This window comes from Nonomuraea sp. NPDC048901 (assembly GCF_040649695.1).
Classification (GTDB): domain Bacteria; phylum Actinomycetota; class Actinomycetes; order Streptosporangiales; family Streptosporangiaceae; genus Nonomuraea.
In genome coordinates this window covers 181,348-199,716 of the sequence record NZ_JBEZFW010000018.1, presented here as the reverse complement: position 1 = coordinate 199,716, position 18,369 = coordinate 181,348, and the positions used below count along the sequence as shown (strand labels likewise).

Here is an 18,369-nt window from a genome sequence, read left to right as displayed (position 1 = left end):
GAAATGGACAGCGGGCCGTCTCGACGGTTCTGCCGACGGCGGCGGGCGGTGAGTGGGATCGACCTGACGATCTCGGCGAGACGGCTGAAGCTTCTGACTAGGTCCGCGTGTGTTGTGTAAAGATATTGGTCAATGTCCTATGCGTCCTGGTCGAGAAGATCGATATGCTTCGGCGGACTCGCCGGTCGACCAGCGCTTGGCGCGCTCTGTCGGTGTTTGCGCTAATTTCAGGGAAACGATCTAGGAGATGGAGGCCGTTCATGACGGAGCACGGCGCAAGCGGACCTAGCGGCATCGACGTCACCAGGCCGAGCGTCGCCCGGATGTACGACTACTACTTGGGAGGCAAGGACAACTTCGAGATCGACCGGGAAGCCGTACGCCGGGTCGAGAAGGCCATGCCAGAGGTCCGCCAGCTGGCCCTGGAGAACCGGGCGTTCCTGCGCCGTGCGGTACGCCACATGGCAAGGCAGGGTATTCGGCAGTTCATCGACATCGGGTCCGGCCTGCCCACGGTCGGCAACACGCACGAGATCGCCCAGGAGATCATCCCCGACGCCCGTGTCGTCTACGTCGACAACGACCCCGTCGTGCTGCAACACGGCCGCGCCCTGCTCGCGACCGACGAGAACACCACCGTGGCCGCCGCCGACATGCGGCGCCCCGCCGAGGTCCTCGAACACCCGCATACCGTCAAGCTCCTCGACTTCAGCCAGCCGGTAGGCGTCCTGATGATCGCTATGGTGCACTTCCTGACCATGGACGAGCGGGACGCGGTCATGACCCAGCTGCGCGACTCCCTGCCGTCCGGCAGCTATCTCACGATGACCCACGTCACCCGCGACGGTCACCTGGCGGATGCGGTGGCCGCGATCGAGGCTGTTTACGCGGCCACGCCGACGCCGATCTACTTCCGTGAGCACGCGGAGGTCGCACGCTTCTTCGAGGGATTCGAGCTGGTGCCTCCTGGCCTGGTCACCATCGACACCTGGCACCCCGACCCGGACGACCTGGCCCCCGAGGCCACGCGATGGCTCTACGGGGGCGTCGGCCGCAAGCCGTAACCCGTGATCGCGGCATGAGCGCATCACCGTGCTTCCGCCCGGGATTATCTGTCCGGACTTCTAGGCTTACGTGAGCGTTCATGGCTCGGTTAGTGTGAGCCGGTGTGATCACGAGGTGTTCTCTCCCCGTTCGTGGCTAGCCGCCGCGCTCATCGGCGCCGTGCTCAGTACGGCCATCGCCGTCCCGGCCGGCGCAACCTCCTCTCCCGCCAAGGTCACCGATCCCGTACGCCACGTCGATCCGCTGATCGGATCGGCCAACGGCGGCAACACCTACCCCGGCGCCGTCCTGCCGTTCGGGATGATCTCGTGGAGCCCGACCAACACGGCGGGCGACCAGACCAACGCCGCAGGCGCCAACGGCTACTCCTACAACACCCCCCGCGTGAGAGGCTTCGCGCTCACCCACGTCAACGGCGCGGGGTGCCATCCGGGGGCCGCGGGCGACGTCCCGATCATGCCGTTCGCCGGCCCGATCACGTCCTCACCGACCGCGGACACGACAGACGCGATCTACGCGAGCTCCTTCATCCACGACAACGAGAGCGCACGGCCCGGCCGATACACGGTCACGCTGGACTCCGGCGTCAAGACCGACCTCGCGGTCACCACCCGCGCGGGCATGGGCGAGTTCACCTTCCCCAAAGGCTCACCCGCCAGCCTGCTGTTCCGGGTGTCCAACTCGCTCAACGGCAGCGAGAACGCCGAGATCACGATCGACCCCGCCACCCGTACGGTCACCGGCTCGGTGCTGACCGGCGCCTTCTGCGGCCGCCGGGCCAACGGCGGCGTCAACAACCGCAAGAGCTACTACCGGCTGCACTTCGCGGCCTCCTTCGACCGCGCCTTCTCCGACACCGGTACCTGGGTGAACGGCGACCTGCGCCCCGGCACCACGACGGCCGCCGGAGGTGAGGGCTACGCCACCGGCGCCGACCGCGCCGGCCGCGGCTCCGGCGGGTACGTCACCTTCGCCGACACCGATGTCCGCATGAAGGTCGGCATCTCCTACACCAGCCTCGCGGCGGCCAAGCGGAACCTGACCCAGGAGATCTCGGCGCGGGACGACGTCACGTCCGTGGCCGCCAGGGCCACCCGCGTCTGGAACGAGCGGCTCCGCTCCATCGAGGTGTCCGGCGGCTCCGCGGATCTGCTGACCACCTTCTACACGGCGATGTACCACTCCTACCTGCAGCCCAACGTCACCAGCGATGTCGCGGGCACCTACCTCGGCAGCGACCAGAAGGTCCACGGACTCGCCCACGGACAGCGCGCCCAGTACGGCAACTTCTCCGGCTGGGACCAGTACCGCGCGCACACCCAACTCCTGGCGCTGCTCGAACCACAGGTCGCCGGCGACTACGCCCAATCCCTGTACAACCTGGCGCGGCAGAACGGCGGCGTCTGGGACCGCTGGGTACACATCAACGGCCCCACCCACGTGATGACCGGCGACCCGTCGGCCCCGGCGCTCGCGGGCTTCTACGCGCTCGGCGTACGCAACTTCGACGCACGCGCGGCCTTCGACTCCCTGTTCCAGCAGGCCACCGTGCCGCATCCGTCCGGCCTGTCCGACAAGGGCTGCCCAGGACAATGCGAGGGCCAGCGCCCCAACCTCGCCGAATACCTGCGGCTCGGCTACGCGCCCCAGGACACCTGCCACTGCTGGGGCGGCGCGGCGGAGACACTCGAGGACGCGACCGCCGACTTCGCACTCGCGGACTGGGCGCAACGGCTCGGCCGCGACCGCGAACACGACCTGCTGATGCCCAGGGCCGGCTGGTGGCGCAACACGTTCAACCCGTCGGCCGGCCAGGAGGGCGGCTACCAGCAGGCACGCAAGGCCGACGGCACCTGGCTGTGGCCGTTCTCGCCCACCTCCGACGCCGGATTCGCCCAGGGCACCAGCGCCACCTACACCTGGATGGTCCAGCACGACGTCGCCGGCCTGGCCGCCGCGATGGGCGGCAAGGAGCAGGCGGCCAAGCGGCTCGACACGTTCTTCCACCGCGCCGACGGCACGTGGGCCACCGGCGGCGACGGTTTCCGCTACGACCCGACCAACGAGCCCGGCATCCACGTACCCTGGCTCTACAACGCGCTGGCCCAACCGTGGAAGACCCAGCAGACGGTACGCGCGATGGCCTCCCTCGTGTACAAGACCGGCCCCGGCGGCCTGCCCGGCAACGACGACCTCGGCACCATGTCCGCCTGGTACGTCTTCGCCGCGCTCGGCATGTACCCCCAGACGCCGAGCCGGGCCGACATGCTGCTGTCCAGCCCCATGTTCCCCAAGACGTGGATCAAGCGCGGCAACGGCACGACGATCACGATCAGCGCCCCGCAGGCCGCCCCCGAGGCCGTCTACGTCCAGGACGTGAAGGTCAACGGCAAGACCCACACCCGCTCCTGGCTCCCCGAGTCCCTGCTGAACAAGGGCGGCGACATCATGGTGAACGTCGGCGCCACCCCCAACACCTCGTGGGCGACCGGATCCGGCGACCTCCCCATCGACCACGTCCCCACCGCCGGCACCCCCATGCCGAACCTGCCCGCCGCGTGCCTGCCGTCCGGTTCCTCCTGCGCGCAGAAACTCCAGTACGACGTGGACGGCGTCGCCACCACGAACGCCAAGTCCCAGGGCAACCTGGACGGCAAGGGCTGGAGCTTCCCCGCCGAGCAGCTGCCCGAGCCGGGCCCGCGCACGGTGTCGGGCGGCCCCTACCTGATCCCGGAGACCAAGGGCACGGCAGGCAACTTCCACAGCGTCTTGAATTCTCTGTGGTTCCCTGAAGGAATCAGGCAACTCGGACGGGCGTGGCCTGGCCTGGGCCGTTCCTGTGCTCGATGTGCATGAGCACGGGGGTGGCTTTGGCGTGGTGGAAGCCGGTCCGATGGTGAGAATTCCTTGCATGCCCTGTCCGGTACGGCTGGTGCCGTCCCGGCTTGGGTGCATGGCCCGCCGGACGCTGTCCACCGCCGATGGGCGGTGGGGCGGGCACCGTGCGCCGGTCGGGCACACGGCTGGACGTCATCGAGTTGTTTCGTGGGTTGGCCGAGGTGCGGGTGGGCCGTTTCGGGGTGGGGCGGTTTTTGGCTCTGTCGCGTGCTGCCGGTCGGGGGTGCAGGTCTGCTCGGGTGCGGCGGGCGCGGCGGGCCGCCCGGGTGGGCTTGCGCGTTGATCGGGCGCGGGCGACATTCCCTTCCACGATGGCGTGGATGGTGCGCACCCCGGTGGAACGGTGAGTGCGGGTAGCATGCTGGCCGAGCAGGCCGCGGGAGACGATCCGCTCGGCCGCTGCCCGGTTCCGATCACAGGACAGGCCGCAGGCCGGGCAGTAAGCCCACCTCCAGCCCCGCTCGCCGAGCCGGTCCGGGGCCGGGCAATGCTGGAGCACCGACGTGCCATCCCCGCACCGGGGGCAGTACCGGGAAGTGCCACGCGCCGCGACGGTGACCACCGCGATGGCGTACTTGGCTGCCAGATGCCGGATCGCCTCGACGATCCGCCCGCGCACCTGCCCCGACAGGCGCGCGTTCGCCCTGGCCCGGCGTCCGCGCGCCTCCAAGGTGGCCAGGTCCTCCAGATAGATGACCGTCGCCCCCCGCGGCGGCGGCCTGATCGACCGCCCACCGCGCCGCCGACCAGGCCAGCGCCTTGTTCAGATGCCGGATACGGGCGCACAGCCGCTCATGCTCGACACCGAGGGTCTGGCAGGCCGTACTCAACGCGAGGTAGCGGGGATCAGCTGGCGTGATCCCGGCTAGCAGCCTTTCCAGGTGCCGGTGCTTGGCAGCCAGGTGCTCACGCTCGCCGCGCAGCCGCTGCAGCTTGGCCGACACACCGCTGGCGTCGTAGACCAGCGGCCGCCCATCACTGATCACCCGCCCATCGGCCAGATGCCCCGTCACGCCGACCAGCAGCCCGTTGAGGCCCCAGTCCAAGCCGCACCCGACCCGATGACCGGTAGCCGGCGCGAAACCGACCGGGATCTGGAACGGCAGATCGACACGCACCCGCCCCTTGACCACCCGCACCGTGGGAGCGCACAACGCCGCCTCAGCCGGCACCGTCGGCGGCAACGCGACCGGCAGCACATGCCACGCCCAGTCCCTAGAAGAGGCAGGAAACTCCACCAGCGGAAGCCGCACCCGCAGCCGGGCGCCGTCATCGCCGGCGCGCTCCAGGGTGAGCAGTTGCCGGTCGGCCGCCGCCAGCACCACCTGCGCCGCAACGTTCGGCGGCTCCTCCAACTCGGTCAGATCTGCCGGGAACACCTCATGCGCGTCGAGGTAGGCGCGGATCTGCCGCGTCCGGTTCCGGATGTCGGCCGCCGTCACCCCGTCCGGCAGCAACGCGCGCAGCGCCTGCCACTCGGCGCCGGTGCGTGCACCCGTATTCTGCGGCCAGGTGGCCACGATCGCCGCCACCAGACGGCGCCGGTGCAACGCCAGCCGCAACAGGCGGGCGGCCTGCTCCTGGGCGCACCGCATCACCCGATCACAGACGTACACGCCCAAGGGCGGGCTCACACCCCAGCCGAGCCGGCGCAGCGCCATCCAGCCCTTCGACGGCAACACCCGCCCGTCCAGCCCCACCCCGGACCCCAAAGCGTCCAGATCAGCCGCATTCCACCGGGCCACCACCAGACGGGCGGTCACATCGCGCGCCAGACCGGTCAGCCAGGCCACCCGCCGCACCAGCAGCGCCTGCGCGACGACCTCACCAGTCGCCTCCACCACCGCCGCGTAAGCGGTGCAGGAGGCTGTCGCGGTGAGCCTACTCACTCACCGCCCCCATCAGGTCATGGGTGACCAGGCGACATCGACACGTGCACCGCACGACCTGGAGCCCAACCTGCACCCCGCTCACCCCCGCCACCACGATGTGCGACCGCAACGCTACCAAGAGTTGACGTCTTTGGGTAGAACGCGTGAGCGATACACGCCCGCCGGATACCGACCCATCCCACGGATCACGTTCCACCCGCACAGCACGGACCACGAGCCCAGAACAGAATCCCAGGCTTTCACAGCGAATATGAAGAACGGTTCATACACTGCGCGGCCAGCGCACCTACCTCACGCCAGGCCGCTACCAGGCCCTCGACCTGCTGGTCACGGCCGTGAACGGCGACCAGCAGACCGAGCTCACGATCACCTACGCGGACGGCACAACCTCCACGGCCCCGCTCAAGGTAACCGACTGGGCCGGCGCCGCACCCCACTTCGGCGAGGAGGCGGCACTGACGGCCGACACCCGCTACAACGTCAACAACACCGCCGACGGCCGCAAGGTGACCATCTGGCGGGTGTCGGTAGCCGCCGACGCGACGCGCGAGGCGGTCTCGTTCACCAGCCCCGTGGCGCCGAACGTCAAGATTTTCGCACTCACGACCCGCGCGTGACCAGGGTGGCGTGGGGCGCCTGCCGCGCCGGGCAGGTGCCCCATGCCGCGTCGTCGTTTGATCACCTGCCGCGCCGGTCGAGGCCGTCGAGCATGAGGGGGAGGAAGCGCTTCGGGATGACGTCGGGGTGGCAGGCGAACACGTTGAGCAACTCCATGAGGTCGTCCGTGCCGACATCTGACCGCATCGTGTCGTCCGCCTGCGCCAGCCGTACCAGCTCGTCGAGTCGACGCACCAGCGCCTGCCTCGCCTGCGGCGCGGTGGTCCCGGCCAGCGCGGCCGCGATGGCGCCGCGGCCCTTCTCCACGCTGTAGACGACGAAGGCGCGAATGGCCGACCACGCGTCAGGCTCGGCCGCCACGGCGCGGTCGAGGGCGTCCATGAGCTCGTGAACATACTGCTCCGCCAGGGCGGCGAGCAGCACACCGCGGTCGGGGAAGCGGCGGTAGAGCGTGCCGACGCCGACCCCGGCCCGGCGGGCGATCAGCTCCATCGGCGCGTCCGCGCCGCGCTCGGCCACGGCGTCGCGGGCCGCCTCCAGGATCCGGTCCCGATTGCGGCGGGCATCGGCGCGCATTGAACTCCCATTGAAGTGGACGACAGGCTTCCGCTTAGTATACAAACGGAAGCTGACATTCCACTTAGGAGGTTGCGATGATCGTGGTGACGGGTGCGACGGGCACGATCGGGCGCGCGCTGGTCGAGGAACTCGGCGGTGCGGTGCGAGCCGTGGTACGGCGCGCGGAACAGGGCGAGGAGCTGGGCTGCGACTACGTGGTCGGCGACCTGGAGCGGCCGGAGAGCATCCCGCTCGAGCCGGGGGACAGGCTTTTTCTCAACAGCGCGCTGTGGCCGGGCTTCATGGCAGCGCACAAGGCGGTCATCGATCACGCGGCGGCCACGGGTGTGGCGCAGGTGGTGACCGTGTCCGTGCGCGGCGTGACGTCGAGCAGCCTGCTCGGGTTCGGCCTGCACGGGCAGGTTGACGAGCATCTTAAGGCGTCGGGGGTGCCGTGGTCGATCCTGGCGCCCGTCGGCTTCATGCAGAATCTCGCGGGCGACGTCGACGAGGAAGGGCGGATCTTCGGCTCGTACGGCGGGGGCAGGGTCGGCTACATCGACGCGCGGGACATCGCGGCGGTGGCGGCCGCGTTGCTCACGCGTCCCGTCGGCGCCGACACCACGTACGAGCTCACCGGCCCGGTGGCGCCTACGCACGACGAGATCGCCGCCGAGCTCACCCGAGCGCTCGGCCGGACCGTACGTTATGTGGACCAGTCGGTCGAGGAGGCCGCCGTTCACCTGGAGAAGCGCGGCATGCCCGCCCAAGCGGCCCGTGACCTGGCCGAACTCATGGCCCAGATCGGGGACGGGCGCTGGGCGAGCACGACCACGACCGTGGCCGACATCCTGGGCCGCGAACCGCGTTCGCTCCGGGAGTTCCTCGGGTAGCCGTGCGCGCCGGCGGAGTGATCAGAACTGGACGTTGGTCATCGTGTACCACGTCGGAGCGAAAGCCAGCAGGGCCAGCACGCCGAGGACCGCCGACGACTTGAGTACGCGTGAGGTGGTGATGGTCGCGGGCGCGATGGGCCTCAGCTTCCACCGTCCGACCGCGATGAACGCCGCGACGCCGCCCAGCAAGACATTCGCCGGCACCAATGCGTATTCGCCGCGGCTGATGTGAAAACCAGCCGCGAGGATCATCGTCAGTGCCAGGCCCGCGGCGGCGAGCGGCGTCAGCTTCGGTTTGACTCCCGTCATCGCCGGCAGGATCAGGCCGACGCCGCCCAGTACCTCACAGACCCCGATGAAGACGATCAGGGGCTGCGGCACGGCGGCGTACCAAGCCACGGCCCGGGGCGCCGCCGCATACAGGGCTCCGTCGTACAGCAGCACTTTGCCGAAACCGCTGCCGGCGAAGAAGAAGCCGAACAACGCTTGAAGCGACCAGAGTGCGCCGTTGAGCGTGAACCTCATTCCGCGCCCCTTGGGTTGCTGCTGAATGTCCTTGACGCTGTCGCTTACGTGCTGGCCCATGTCCTGTCACTGCCTTTCTCATCGGGTTGGTGCTGGTACGTGGTGACAGGACTCATCCGACCACCGCGGCAAGGTCGCGCGCGGCGTCCGTGGGACACGGTGGGACACGCGAGATGCGGTCCAGCTGCGAAAACAGGAATTTGTGCCGTGGCCGCGGGCTGGGACGGCTCTCGTGGCGCGCGGTACATGGTTGTCACCCGCGAGGTAATGTCACAGTCCGTGCTGGATATCTAGAGTTCTACACATGACGAATGGTCCGCGGATGACCCTGCAGACGATGCTCGTGCTGGAAGAGATGCTGTCCGACCCGACCAAGCGCCGCTACGGGCTGGAACTGTGCGAGAAGACCGCTCAGCCCAGCGGCACCATCTACCCGATCCTGGCCAGGCTGGAGCGCGAATTCGGCTGGATCGAGCGCCACAAGGAGTCCGCGGCCGAGCACCTGGCGCAGGGCCGCCGCGCCCGCTACTACTACACGCTGACCGAGGAGGGCGCTCTCCGGGCTCGCGCCGCCCTCGAGCGAGCCGAGCGGTCCCGCGGACCCGCCGTGAACCTCCGGCCGGTGACGTCATGACCGGCTTGCTGGAGCCGCTGCTGGCTCGGCTGCCCGCCGAATCGACGGCTGTGGAGCGTGGCCGGATTCAGCGTGCTTACGAGTTCGCCGCCCGTTGCCATGAGGGCCAGGTGCGCAAGAGCGGTGACCCGTACATCACCCACCCCGTCGCCGTGGCGGAGATCGCGATCGACGCCGGTCTGGACTGCGCCACTGTCTGCGCCGCCCTGCTCCACGATGTCATCGAGGACACCGGATGTGACGCCGCACAGCTCCGCGCGGAGTTCGGCGACGAGATCACCACGCTGGTCCAGAGCATGACCGAGCTCGACCACAGGCACGATCAGGCGGCCATCGACGCCGCGGACAACCGCGTCCTCGCCCTGAAGGTGCTCGACCGGCTGCACAACATGCGCACCATCCAGCACCTCGACCAGGACAAACAGCGGCTGAAGAGCAAGCAGACGCTGGACATCATCGCACCGCTCGCCGGGCACCTCGGCCTGCGCGCCATCGCGGACGAACTCGAATCGATCGCCCGCGGCCGCCTGACCCACCTGCTCGGGGACACCGGCGCGAGGTACCAGGTGCTCGTCCTCAGCGCGCTGCTTCTCCCGGCGGCGGTGAGAGCGAGCTATGTGGACGAATGGCTCGGCGAGCTCGACGTGCTGGGGGACCCGCGGGCCCGCACCCGCTTCGCGCTCAGGCTGGCTCTCGGCATGCCCGCTCTGGCTCTGACCCTGCGCCGCCCCATACGGCACATGCCGGCCGATCATCTGCTGTCCGTTCTCCGTTGGATCCTACGGACGGACCTGCGCACCTGGACCCCACTGACCGTCTTGCTCGGCTGGATGATCGTGGAAACCGTCCGGAACAGCCTCGGCGCCGCCATAGCCATCCTGATCACGGTGCCTCCCGCCCTCCACGCCGGCGTCACCCGCCTACGCACGAAGCTCGGTCTTGATCAACCAGCCGAGCCCACCTGAGGGCGGTTATCGCTCTGCCCGCGTCTACCGTCTGCGGGGCGGGTCAGCCGAGCTTGAGCAGCAGTTCGGTGAGCTCGGCCGGCATGGTGATCATGCAGTCGTGGCCCGTCTCCAGTTCCCACACCTGTGCCGGGCTGCCGTTGGGCTGGATCGCTGGGACGGGCCGCCGCTTGATGCCCTCCGGTGCGCGGGCGACGCAGTGAATGTGCGTCCGCGCGATCGTGCGTACGGCCGGATTGTCCAGCCGGACCCGTTGCCGGAAGCAGAGCACCGGCTGATCCGACAACATCGTCCGCAGCCACGCCACGTCCGCCGGTTCGGTGACCCCGAACAGACCCAGGGGCGGCGGCAACTCGGGCATCGGCGGGATCCGCCACCCGACACCGGACTCCGCGGCACGGTCGATGAGGGCCTGGGTCATGGGATGCACATCCAGCGCGCTCTCGCCGTCCTCCGGGACCATCGCGTCGAGATAGACCAGATGGGTGATCCGATCCGGGATCCGATTGGCGGCGGACGAGATGACCAGCCCGGCGTAGCTGTGGCCCACCAGGATCACGTCGGTGAGGCCCTCCTCGACGATCAGCCTGACGATGTCGTCGACGTGCGTGTCCAGCCCCACCTCGGGGCCGAGCAGATGCGCCTTGTCGCCGAAGCCGGTCAGCGACGGCGCGAGCACCCGATGCCCGGCCGATGCCAGCGACGGGACCACCCGCTCCCAGCATTGCCCGCTGTGCCAGGCCCCGTGTACCAGCAAATATGTTGACATGGTGTAGCTCCTTGCTCGCGAAAGGGATCACCGGCCGATATCGCCGGTGTTCGTGCCGGAGATGAGATTTCCGCTCATCCGCTGACGGAGCCAGCGCCCCCGCGATCCTGGGGGTGACAGGACCAGGCACGCACGAAGGTGCGCGAACTACCGTGGGGACATGAGCGACGAATCCAACCTTCTTGGCGATTACGTACGCGCCCGCCGAGAGCTCGTCACTCCTGAACAGGCCGGCATCCCCTCCGTGGGCGTACGGCGCGTGTCGGGCCTGCGCCGGGAGGAGGTCGCGATGCTCGCCGGCATCAGCGCCGACTACTACCTACGCCTGGAGCAGGGCCGCGACCGCAACCCCTCCGCGCAGGTCCTCGAGTCGCTTGCCCGCGTGCTGTTGCTCGACGACGACGCGACGGCCTACCTGCTACGCCTCGGGGCGGGAAAACCCCGGCGGCGTCGGCGGCGGCCCCGGAAGGAGACCGTCCCTCCGGGCGTCGCGAAGCTCGTCGTCACGCTCGCGCTCCCCGCGTACGTGGAGGGTCGCTACTTCGACGTCCTCGCCGCCAACGCGCTGGCGACCGCTCTGTCGCCGCGACTCGTGGCGGGGGGCAACCGCCTCCGGGACGTGTTCCTCGACCCCGCCGAGCAGGCCCTCTACCCGGACTGGGAGGACGCCGCGCAGGGCATGGTCGCCGGCTTCCGCGAGTCAGTCGGCACCGACACGGACGACCCCCGATTCATCGAACTCGTCGGCGAGCTCTCCCTCGCCAGCCCTCGCTTCAGCAGGCTCTGGGCCCGCCACGACGTGAACACGTGCGAAGGCACACCCAAGCACATCGACCACCCCCAGCTCGGTGGCCTGTGGCTGAACCGGGAGAGACTGGCCGTCAGCGGCGCGACAGGCCAGACACTCGTCGTCCTCCACCCGGACCCCGGCACCGACAGCGCCGACAAGCTGGCGCTCCTCGCGTCCGTCATGCGGCCATGACCCGCCCATGCCCAGCCGCTCGGCCGGGCGCAGGTGATGCCACTTTCCGCACGGACGTCCTGGGATTCCGGGAATCTGGGCAGAGGACGGTTAAGCATCAGTTTGTCCGATGTTTTCTGCGCTACCGTGCGTCCTGCTCCGTACTCGTGTGCGCGACGGTAGTGACATGGCCAGCCACGGCGTCATCACCTCAGGGGTCCACATCTGATGTACTTCATCCATCGCGACTGGGAAGCTGGGCCGCTGTGCAAGAGAGTCCGGCACGTGCCCGGCCTCACCGTCCTTGAGTGGTTTCGCCGCTTGTGGGAGCCGGACGGCCTCGATCGGGCGCACTCCGACCTGAACGACGCACCCTACGAGTTGGAACGGCTGAGGGAATGCGGCGACACTCCTCCTGAGGACATGGTCGAACTACGCCGCCGGATTCGGATGCAGCTGTGGGCCGACAATGAGCTGCACATCGATGCCCACAGCATCCGCATCAGCAGTATGGGCACGAATCTGGAAGAAGCGTTCTACTTCGTCGACGACGCCCGTGTCGCTGAGCAGCCGGACCGCTGGGCCTACCCCGTCCACCCCTCTTGGCCGCTGCCCGACGCCGTTGCTCCCGGCCCGACGCCGTTCGTCGCGCCCTTCCCCTGCGCGGAGCTCGCCACCTCAACAGCCGGCGATGTTGGCACCACCTACTTGCTGTTCACTGCTCTAAATGCCAGGCACGACACCCTTGGCTGGGATCGGACTTACGCCTTTCCCGGTGTGCGACTGCCTCAACTCGGCGCCGCACTGCGCCGGCCCATCCAGAATCTGGACACCTGGCCCGGCCACCTCCTCGATCTCAGAGCATTGGTAGCCCCGGACGAAGACGGCATCGCACCTGCCCTCGAACGTCTCAACCGTTTCGCCGGCGAAGCCAGAGATTTCCCTGAGCCGCACGACCAGGCGCACCAGACGGCGCTGGAACACCTGCGCAGCTTCACCCCCGACAACGGTCGTCTGCCCGAGCGGACACTCATCCAGGTCGGCGAGCACCTGGCGCAGATGGCCCTTCACACGGACTTCAACGGCCATCGGCCCTGGTACATCTTCGACGACATCTGGGCCAGTGCCCACCCCGACCTGGCCGCCTCTCTTATCCACTACGCCTACCACTGGGACCCCGGCTGCACGCGTAAGCACGGGTGGATGATGCCCTGCGCGCACGAGGAGTACCTGGATCTCCACCTGCGCTGGGCAGACCGCGTCCGCGACTACGAGCCCTACGACGAACCGTTGGTGACCGAGCTGACCGGCTTGCGCAGCGTGGCTGAACTACGCCATCAAATCTTCCAGAACACCGGCACCGGCAAGCAGCGCCTCCTGCTGGTCCTCGATCAGGACCATCGGCGCGAGCTGTTCGGTGTCATCGGCGCCGTTCTGGGGCATCCGACCCCTGACGCCTGCGAACTCCGCTATATCCACCTGGTCGAACCCCGCCATGCGGAGCTGTCCGCTCGGCTGATCAAGGCGCTCTGCTTCGAACTGCGGAAAGAGGGCTACACCAGCCTCGTTCTCAGGCAACCCTCGACGGCGCTGTGCCAGAAACGGCTGAGACCGGTCACCTCGCGCGGCACGTCGCCCACCAGCCGAGTGATCCCCTTGACCGACTTCCACCTACCCGACGACTACGCCTGGCGGGCGGATCCGTTCCTCCTCTGAATCCGACGAAGGGCCGTCCGAGAGCGGCTCTTGCCGGGAGAGTAAGGTAGGGATCTTCGGCTGGCTCATGCTTCCGGAGCCCTCAAAGGCGTACGCCCATGAAGCACCTCTCCCAGACGCTCACCGGTCTTCGTCTCGACGCAGCGCTGAAGGGCGTGGCCACCACCTTCCGTGGCATGACCGCCCGCCCCGACGAGCGCAACTGCGAGTGCCATTGGGGCAGCGCGGAAGACCTCGCTCGTCTGAAGATGCCGGACGTGTGGCTGAGCCTCGACCTTCTGGGGCGCACCTTGAGGGCCACCGACTGGGATGACCACGGATCGGTGCTGCGCCGCATCCTGCCCCAGCTGGCGTCCGACCTCGTCGACGGTTACGTGGAGAATTTGTCCGGCATGGAGGAGATTGGTCGCTCATTCGTTCGTGGTCAGTGGCGGGATTGGCCCGCGGAGCAGGTATCGGAGATCTGGGCATTCCTGCACGCGTGGTGGACGTACAGCCTCACCACATCCGAGATCGCCGTGCCCGCGCATGAGGTGCTCGTGCTGTGCACCGAGGCGTCTGGCACGCTCGATCCGTGGCTGGCCGCTTGGGAGGCGGTGGCCCACCCCGTCGCCGACCAGCGCCTGGCTGAAGCGGTGGCCCACTGGGAGTCCGACTTGCTGGCCGACCGGCTCCCTTGGGATGCCTGGGACGACGGGGAGAACAAGCGCGCCACACTGTCCGCCTGGCTGGTCCGGCACGCGCCCGCGCGCCTGCGGGCCCATGGAGTCCCGAGCAACTGGTCCACCGAGTACGGCCGCTGACAGGCGTCGTCCATTGGCGCTGGGTCGGATGAGGTCGCTCCGCCAAAATAGGCGAGCGTAGCCGGTGACCTGGGCTTATTTCTCATTTCAGGGACACCGCGCTTGCCTGCGCTATAACGTCCGTGTTATGAATTGGGGAGAGGTGGAGTTGGAGCCTGAGATCGACAAGTGGTTCGACTCGCTCAGCCAGGAGGATCAGGAAACGGTGGTCTTCTATGTCGATTTGCTGGCGTGGCGTGGAGTGCTGCTCGACTAGCCGTACACCAGGCAACTGCATGGCAAGCTCAGGGAGCTTCGGTTCTATCTCTCTCAAGAGGCTGTGCGCGTTACATACTGGATCGCATCAGGCAGACGGATCATTCTGCTGACGGTGTTCTGCAAGCAGCGGATGCGCGAGACGGCCGAGGTCAAACGAGCTGTGCGAGCTATGAACCGGTGCATCGCCGAGGCTCACACGGCGGATGAGGATGAGTGACATGAGCGAGCGCAAGGCATGGACCGACAAGCGCGCCGAAATCATGAGCCGTCCGGGAGCCGGAGCCGCTTACGAAGCCGCTCGGATCCGCTTCGAGCTGGGTGAGGCCGTACGGCTGCGCCGCGAAGAGCTTGGCTTGACCCAGTTGGAGCTGGCCGAGCGCGCAGGTCTTCAGCAGCCGGCGGTGGCCCGGTTCGAAGCCGGCGGCACCATGCCGACAATCCCCATGCTGGAACGCTTCGCCGAAGCCCTCGGCCTACGTCTCACCGTCCAGTTCCAACCCCTTCGCGAAGCCAGCTGAGCCTTCTTGAGGTACGCCACGCCGCTACTGACCTGATCGGGTCTGCTCTGCCGCCGCCTGGCCGGGCTGTTCAGGTGAAGGCCGTCTCAGGTGAGGCCGTCGAGGCGCCACCAGGTGCCTGAAGGCCAGGTGCGGCCGTTCCAGGCGCGGCGCTCGAGCGGTCGGGGATCGGGTTCGACTCGGCTCTGGCCGGCGTCGAAGATCATGGTCTGGCGGTGTTCGGTGTCGTAGGGTGCCCAACTGGGCGCGTCACCCCGGGCGAAGTGCCCCCAGGTGTCGTGCAGTTCTGCCGACAGTGTCTGGTCGGCGGGCTCGGTGAGTGGGGTCGACTGCCAGATCATCGGCCCGTCCGCGCTGTGCCCACCCCGTAGCAGCCTGCCCAGGGGAGTCGTGGCGGGTACCCCGGGAAAGGGGCCGTCGTAGCGGGATCGCCACACCGGGGCGTGTCGCGCCTGCGCTTCGGCCAGCCGGGTTGTGGGTATGCCGTACCGCTCGTCACTGAGGACGGCCAGGCCGAGCGCGGTGTCGTCGAGTTCGGGTCGGCTCTCGCGGTACGCGGCCAGTATCGTGTCCGCCTCGGCCGTGCCGAACAGTTCGGCCAGCACCCTCGGCGCCTGTGCGGCCGTACTGGCGTCCAGCATTTGGAAGGTGCCGCCCTCGTTTCCGCAGGTCTGGGCGAGCAGCGGGATGCCGGCGGCGGCACCCGCGGCGATGGCGTCGATGGGCCTGCCGGACAGCACGGTCCCGTCGATGACGGGCCGCCAGATCCAGAGGGCCTTCGCGCCGGTGGCGATGGCGTCCTGTGCCGCGAGCATCTCGGCGGCGGGCACTTCGCGCACCCGGTCGCCGCTCACGCCGAGCTCCCGAAGGAACCGTACGGTCACGGCCTTGGCCTGCGCCGGGGTGGCGACGTGGTCACCGCCGCCGCTGCTGGACGCGGCCCGGTGGATCAGCCCTCGGGTGAGCGGGGTGGCCAGCAGGTTGGCCACGCTCTTGGCACCGGCGGACAGACCGTACAGGGTGACCCGCTTCGGATCTCCGCCGAATGCCGCGATGTTCTCCCGCACCCAGCGCAATGCCTGAATTTGGTCAAGCAGTCCTGAGACGCCTGAGGAGTCGCCGATGTCGAGGAAGCCCAGGCTGCCCAGCCGGTAGTTGAAGCTGACCACGACCAGATCATGGGTGCGGGCGAAGAGCGCCCCGTCGCCGTACATGTCGGTGCCGCTGCCAGTGAGATAGCCACCTCCGTGTATCCACACCAGCACCGGCCTCAACCGGCCGTCCGGGGGAGGCGCCGCCACGTTCGCGTACAGGCAGTCCTCGTCCATGGCCGGGGCCGGTAGGCCGGGCAGGACGGACTGCATGGCCGCGTTCCCCGGCGCGGTGGCTTCCCGCACCCCCTGCCAGGGCGCCGGCGGCTGCGGCGGGCGCAATCGGAGCTCGCCCACAGGGGGAGCGGCATAGGGGATTCCCTGCCAGACGAGCACATCACCGAGATCGACGCCACGGACCGTACCAGCACGAGTCTCAACAAGGGTCACGGCGACCTTCATAGCAGCCCACGAAGGACCGCCGGAGGTCGGCCCACCCCATCGGCCGGTTGACGCAACCGAATGGTTGCCATAGTGTTGTGGCAACCGAATGGTTGCAACAGATGGAGGTGTGTCATGGGTTTTCCCGATCGCATCGAGCGCAGCATCAGCGTCGCCCACCCGCCCGCGAAGGTATGGGAAGCGATCACGACGGCTGAGGGATTGGGCACGTGGTTCGGTCACAAGGCGACCGTCGACCTGCGTGTCGGCGGCCTCGCCCAACTGACCTTCGAGGGCGGGCATAACGCCTACCTGCGCATCGAGCGCCTCGAGCCGCCGCACGTGTTCGGCTACACCTGGGGCATCAACGGCCTGCCGGCCGACGATCCGCGCCGTACCTACGTCGAGTTCACCCTTGAGCCGGAGGCCGGAGGGACCCGGCTCACCGTGGTCGAATCAGGCTTCGCGCAACTGCCCGACGACCTCTACTCCGGCGCGTACGGCGGCAACGTCAAGGGATGGCAGAGCGAGCTGGACGAGCTCGTCGAATACCTCGATGCCCGAGCGTGAGCCGGAGGCCGTCGCGGAAGAGGTCTTCGCCGCGCTGGCCGATCCCAGTCGGCGGAGCATCCTGGCCGCGCTCGCGTCCCGCGGGCCGGCCACGGCGACGGACCTGGCGGCCGGCCTGCCGATCACCCGGCAGGCGATCGCCAAGCACCTCGGCTTGCTCGCCGAGGCCGGGCTGGTCATCGCCGAGCCCGGCGAGCGGCGTCGCGTCCGCTACCGGCTCCAGTCGGCCCCCATCCAGGTCGCGCAGCAGTTTCTCGCCGCGCTGGCCCGTGACTGGGACTCCAGTCTCGACGCCCTCAAGCGGCATCTGGGTACGTGAGGGGCAGGGGGAGTCGTGACGACCATCGGATCGTGTCGCGGGCGCCGGTGCCCGTGACTTGATCGCGTGGTAACGACAAGGAGAAGACAATGATCGATCACAAGACCGGAACGCGTGAAGAGTGGCTCGCGGCCCGGCTGGAGCTGCTCGAGGCCGAGAAGGCCCTGACGCGGCAGGGCGACCGAGTGGCGCGGCAGCGGCAGGAGCTGCCCTGGGTCCGCATCGACAAGGAATACCGATTCGAGACCGACGAGGGCACCGCGTCCCTCGCCGACCTCTTCGAGGGACGCTCGCAACTGCTCATCTACCACTTCATGTTCGGGCCTGACTACCAGGCGGGATGTCCGTCCTGCTCGGCGATCGCGGACGGCTTCAACGGCTCCGTCGTCCACCTCGCCAACCACGACGTCACGCTCTGCGCGGTGTCGCAGGCTCCGCTCGCCAAACTGCAGGCGTACAAGCGGCGGATGGGCTGGAGCTTCCCCTGGGCCTCATCGTTCGGAAGCGACTTCAACTACGACTTCCGGGTGACGCACACCAGGGAGGAGTGGCAGTCGGGAGTCGTCGAGTACAACTTCCGCTCGATGGACGTCCGGCCGCCGGAGTCGGGTGAGGAGAATCCCGTCCTCGTCGAGTTCGCGTCGAGCGTGGGCACGGACTGGCCGACGTACCGGCAGCAAGGGCCCGGCATGAGCGCGTTCGCGCTCGAGGTTGACGAGGATGAGGATGGCGTCGTTTATCACACCTACTCGACGTACGAGCGTGGGGTGGACGGGCTCTGGGGCATGTTCCAGTGGCTCGACCGCGCGCCACTCGGCCGTAACGAGACCGGCTTCTGGTGGCGCCGCCACGACGAGTACGACAGCCAGTGA

General features: G+C 68.4%; 19 protein-coding genes and 1 pseudogene. 15 read left to right on the top strand and 5 right to left on the bottom strand.

What is annotated here, in order from left to right:
• The first annotated feature begins 260 nt into the window (after window positions 1-260).
• Window positions 261-1,064 (top strand): SAM-dependent methyltransferase, encoded by an 804-nt coding sequence (locus AB0C30_RS45175; RefSeq protein ID WP_357955798.1) that lies wholly within the window; start codon window positions 261-263, stop codon window positions 1,062-1,064.
• A gap of 115 nt (window positions 1,065-1,179) precedes the next feature.
• Window positions 1,180-3,921, top strand: a complete 2,742-nt coding sequence (locus tag AB0C30_RS45170) for a GH92 family glycosyl hydrolase (RefSeq protein ID WP_357955796.1) — start codon at window positions 1,180-1,182, stop codon at window positions 3,919-3,921.
• Here the strand turns inward: AB0C30_RS45170 and AB0C30_RS45165 are convergent.
• On the bottom strand, window positions 3,863-4,525 hold the full coding sequence (locus AB0C30_RS45165; RefSeq protein WP_357955794.1) for a hypothetical protein: 663 nt from the start codon (window positions 4,523-4,525) through the stop codon (window positions 3,863-3,865). The genes AB0C30_RS45170 and AB0C30_RS45165 overlap by 59 nt on opposite strands.
• 1,665 nt (window positions 4,526-6,190) lie before the next feature.
• Here AB0C30_RS45165 and AB0C30_RS45160 point away from each other — a divergent pair.
• On the top strand, window positions 6,191-6,472 hold the full coding sequence (locus AB0C30_RS45160; protein WP_357955793.1) for a hypothetical protein: 282 nt from the start codon (window positions 6,191-6,193) through the stop codon (window positions 6,470-6,472).
• A 61-nt stretch (window positions 6,473-6,533) separates the two neighbouring features.
• On the opposite strand, the gene AB0C30_RS45155 is transcribed toward AB0C30_RS45160, so the two are convergent.
• Window positions 6,534-7,049 (bottom strand): helix-turn-helix domain-containing protein, encoded by a 516-nt coding sequence (locus tag AB0C30_RS45155; protein ID WP_357955791.1) that lies wholly within the window; start codon window positions 7,047-7,049, stop codon window positions 6,534-6,536.
• 77 nt (window positions 7,050-7,126) lie between these two features.
• On the opposite strand from AB0C30_RS45155, the gene AB0C30_RS45150 reads away from it, so the two are divergent.
• Window positions 7,127-7,924: an NAD(P)H-binding protein gene (locus AB0C30_RS45150; protein WP_357955789.1), complete on the top strand. Its 798-nt coding sequence runs from the start codon at window positions 7,127-7,129 to the stop codon at window positions 7,922-7,924.
• Between the two features lie 21 nt (window positions 7,925-7,945).
• On the opposite strand, the gene AB0C30_RS45145 is transcribed toward AB0C30_RS45150, so the two are convergent.
• Window positions 7,946-8,452 carry a DoxX family protein gene (locus tag AB0C30_RS45145; RefSeq protein ID WP_357955787.1) on the bottom strand — a complete coding sequence of 169 codons (507 nt, stop codon included), beginning with the start codon at window positions 8,450-8,452 and terminating at the stop codon, window positions 7,946-7,948.
• A gap of 304 nt (window positions 8,453-8,756) precedes the next feature.
• On the opposite strand from AB0C30_RS45145, the gene AB0C30_RS45140 reads away from it, so the two are divergent.
• Entirely contained in the window at window positions 8,757-9,086 is a 330-nt protein-coding gene (locus AB0C30_RS45140; protein WP_357955785.1) for a helix-turn-helix transcriptional regulator, read from the top strand.
• Window positions 9,083-10,051 (top strand): HD domain-containing protein, encoded by a 969-nt coding sequence (locus AB0C30_RS45135; protein WP_357955783.1) that lies wholly within the window; start codon window positions 9,083-9,085, stop codon window positions 10,049-10,051. Before AB0C30_RS45140 ends, AB0C30_RS45135 begins: the two co-directional genes overlap by 4 nt.
• Window positions 10,052-10,094: 43 nt before the next feature.
• Here AB0C30_RS45135 and AB0C30_RS45130 read toward each other — a convergent pair whose 3' ends face one another.
• Window positions 10,095-10,820 (bottom strand): alpha/beta fold hydrolase, encoded by a 726-nt coding sequence (locus AB0C30_RS45130; RefSeq protein WP_357955781.1) that lies wholly within the window; start codon window positions 10,818-10,820, stop codon window positions 10,095-10,097.
• A gap of 160 nt (window positions 10,821-10,980) precedes the next feature.
• On the opposite strand from AB0C30_RS45130, the gene AB0C30_RS45125 reads away from it, so the two are divergent.
• The 6 genes and pseudogenes from AB0C30_RS45125 (at window position 10,981) to AB0C30_RS45100 (ending at window position 15,076) form a co-directional block, all read left to right on the top strand.
• The gene (locus AB0C30_RS45125; protein ID WP_357955779.1) at window positions 10,981-11,802 is read left to right on the top strand and encodes a helix-turn-helix transcriptional regulator; all 822 of its coding nucleotides are present in this window, start codon (window positions 10,981-10,983) and stop codon (window positions 11,800-11,802) included.
• A 207-nt stretch (window positions 11,803-12,009) separates the two neighbouring features.
• Entirely contained in the window at window positions 12,010-13,497 is a 1,488-nt protein-coding gene (locus AB0C30_RS45120) for a hypothetical protein (RefSeq protein ID WP_357955777.1), read from the top strand.
• 98 nt (window positions 13,498-13,595) lie between these two features.
• On the top strand, window positions 13,596-14,300 hold the full coding sequence (locus AB0C30_RS45115; RefSeq protein WP_357955775.1) for a hypothetical protein: 705 nt from the start codon (window positions 13,596-13,598) through the stop codon (window positions 14,298-14,300).
• A 127-nt stretch (window positions 14,301-14,427) separates the two neighbouring features.
• The gene (locus AB0C30_RS45110) at window positions 14,428-14,556 is read left to right on the top strand and encodes a hypothetical protein (protein ID WP_357955773.1); all 129 of its coding nucleotides are present in this window, start codon (window positions 14,428-14,430) and stop codon (window positions 14,554-14,556) included.
• A gap of 12 nt (window positions 14,557-14,568) precedes the next feature.
• Window positions 14,569-14,775, top strand: a pseudogene (locus tag AB0C30_RS45105) (type II toxin-antitoxin system RelE/ParE family toxin); the annotation flags it as partial.
• 1 nt (window position 14,776) lies between these two features.
• Window positions 14,777-15,076 carry a helix-turn-helix transcriptional regulator gene (locus AB0C30_RS45100; RefSeq protein ID WP_357955771.1) on the top strand — a complete coding sequence of 100 codons (300 nt, stop codon included), beginning with the start codon at window positions 14,777-14,779 and terminating at the stop codon, window positions 15,074-15,076.
• Window positions 15,077-15,162: 86 nt separating this feature from the next.
• On the opposite strand, the gene AB0C30_RS45095 is transcribed toward AB0C30_RS45100, so the two are convergent.
• Entirely contained in the window at window positions 15,163-16,617 is a 1,455-nt protein-coding gene (locus AB0C30_RS45095) for a carboxylesterase family protein (protein ID WP_357955769.1), read from the bottom strand.
• 126 nt (window positions 16,618-16,743) lie between these two features.
• Between AB0C30_RS45095 and AB0C30_RS45090 the strand changes: the two genes are divergently transcribed.
• The 3 genes from AB0C30_RS45090 to AB0C30_RS45080 all read left to right on the top strand — a co-directional run bounded on the left by AB0C30_RS45090 (window position 16,744) and on the right by AB0C30_RS45080 (window position 18,369).
• The gene (locus tag AB0C30_RS45090) at window positions 16,744-17,178 is read left to right on the top strand and encodes an SRPBCC domain-containing protein (protein ID WP_357955767.1); all 435 of its coding nucleotides are present in this window, start codon (window positions 16,744-16,746) and stop codon (window positions 17,176-17,178) included.
• Window positions 17,165-17,497, top strand: a complete 333-nt coding sequence (locus tag AB0C30_RS45085) for a metalloregulator ArsR/SmtB family transcription factor (RefSeq protein WP_357955765.1) — start codon at window positions 17,165-17,167, stop codon at window positions 17,495-17,497. The genes AB0C30_RS45090 and AB0C30_RS45085 overlap by 14 nt, the downstream gene beginning before the upstream one ends.
• Before the next feature lie 89 nt (window positions 17,498-17,586).
• Window positions 17,587-18,369, top strand: a complete 783-nt coding sequence (locus AB0C30_RS45080; protein WP_357955763.1) for a thioredoxin family protein — start codon at window positions 17,587-17,589, stop codon at window positions 18,367-18,369.

Coding starts and splice junctions, on each gene's coding strand:
- AB0C30_RS45175 (WP_357955798.1), top strand. CDS start 261: ATGACGGAGCACGGCGCAAGCGGACCTAGCGGCATCGACGTCACCAGG.
- AB0C30_RS45155 (WP_357955791.1), bottom strand. CDS start 7,049: ATGCGCGCCGATGCCCGCCGCAATCGGGACCGGATCCTGGAGGCGGCC.
- AB0C30_RS45150 (WP_357955789.1), top strand. CDS start 7,127: ATGATCGTGGTGACGGGTGCGACGGGCACGATCGGGCGCGCGCTGGTC.
- AB0C30_RS45145 (WP_357955787.1), bottom strand. CDS start 8,452: ATGAGGTTCACGCTCAACGGCGCACTCTGGTCGCTTCAAGCGTTGTTC.
- AB0C30_RS45140 (WP_357955785.1), top strand. CDS start 8,757: ATGACGAATGGTCCGCGGATGACCCTGCAGACGATGCTCGTGCTGGAA.
- AB0C30_RS45135 (WP_357955783.1), top strand. CDS start 9,083: ATGACCGGCTTGCTGGAGCCGCTGCTGGCTCGGCTGCCCGCCGAATCG.
- AB0C30_RS45130 (WP_357955781.1), bottom strand. CDS start 10,820: ATGTCAACATATTTGCTGGTACACGGGGCCTGGCACAGCGGGCAATGC.
- AB0C30_RS45125 (WP_357955779.1), top strand. CDS start 10,981: ATGAGCGACGAATCCAACCTTCTTGGCGATTACGTACGCGCCCGCCGA.
- AB0C30_RS45120 (WP_357955777.1), top strand. CDS start 12,010: ATGTACTTCATCCATCGCGACTGGGAAGCTGGGCCGCTGTGCAAGAGA.
- AB0C30_RS45115 (WP_357955775.1), top strand. CDS start 13,596: ATGAAGCACCTCTCCCAGACGCTCACCGGTCTTCGTCTCGACGCAGCG.
- AB0C30_RS45110 (WP_357955773.1), top strand. CDS start 14,428: ATGAATTGGGGAGAGGTGGAGTTGGAGCCTGAGATCGACAAGTGGTTC.
- AB0C30_RS45100 (WP_357955771.1), top strand. CDS start 14,777: ATGAGCGAGCGCAAGGCATGGACCGACAAGCGCGCCGAAATCATGAGC.
- AB0C30_RS45090 (WP_357955767.1), top strand. CDS start 16,744: ATGGGTTTTCCCGATCGCATCGAGCGCAGCATCAGCGTCGCCCACCCG.
- AB0C30_RS45085 (WP_357955765.1), top strand. CDS start 17,165: ATGCCCGAGCGTGAGCCGGAGGCCGTCGCGGAAGAGGTCTTCGCCGCG.
- AB0C30_RS45080 (WP_357955763.1), top strand. CDS start 17,587: ATGATCGATCACAAGACCGGAACGCGTGAAGAGTGGCTCGCGGCCCGG.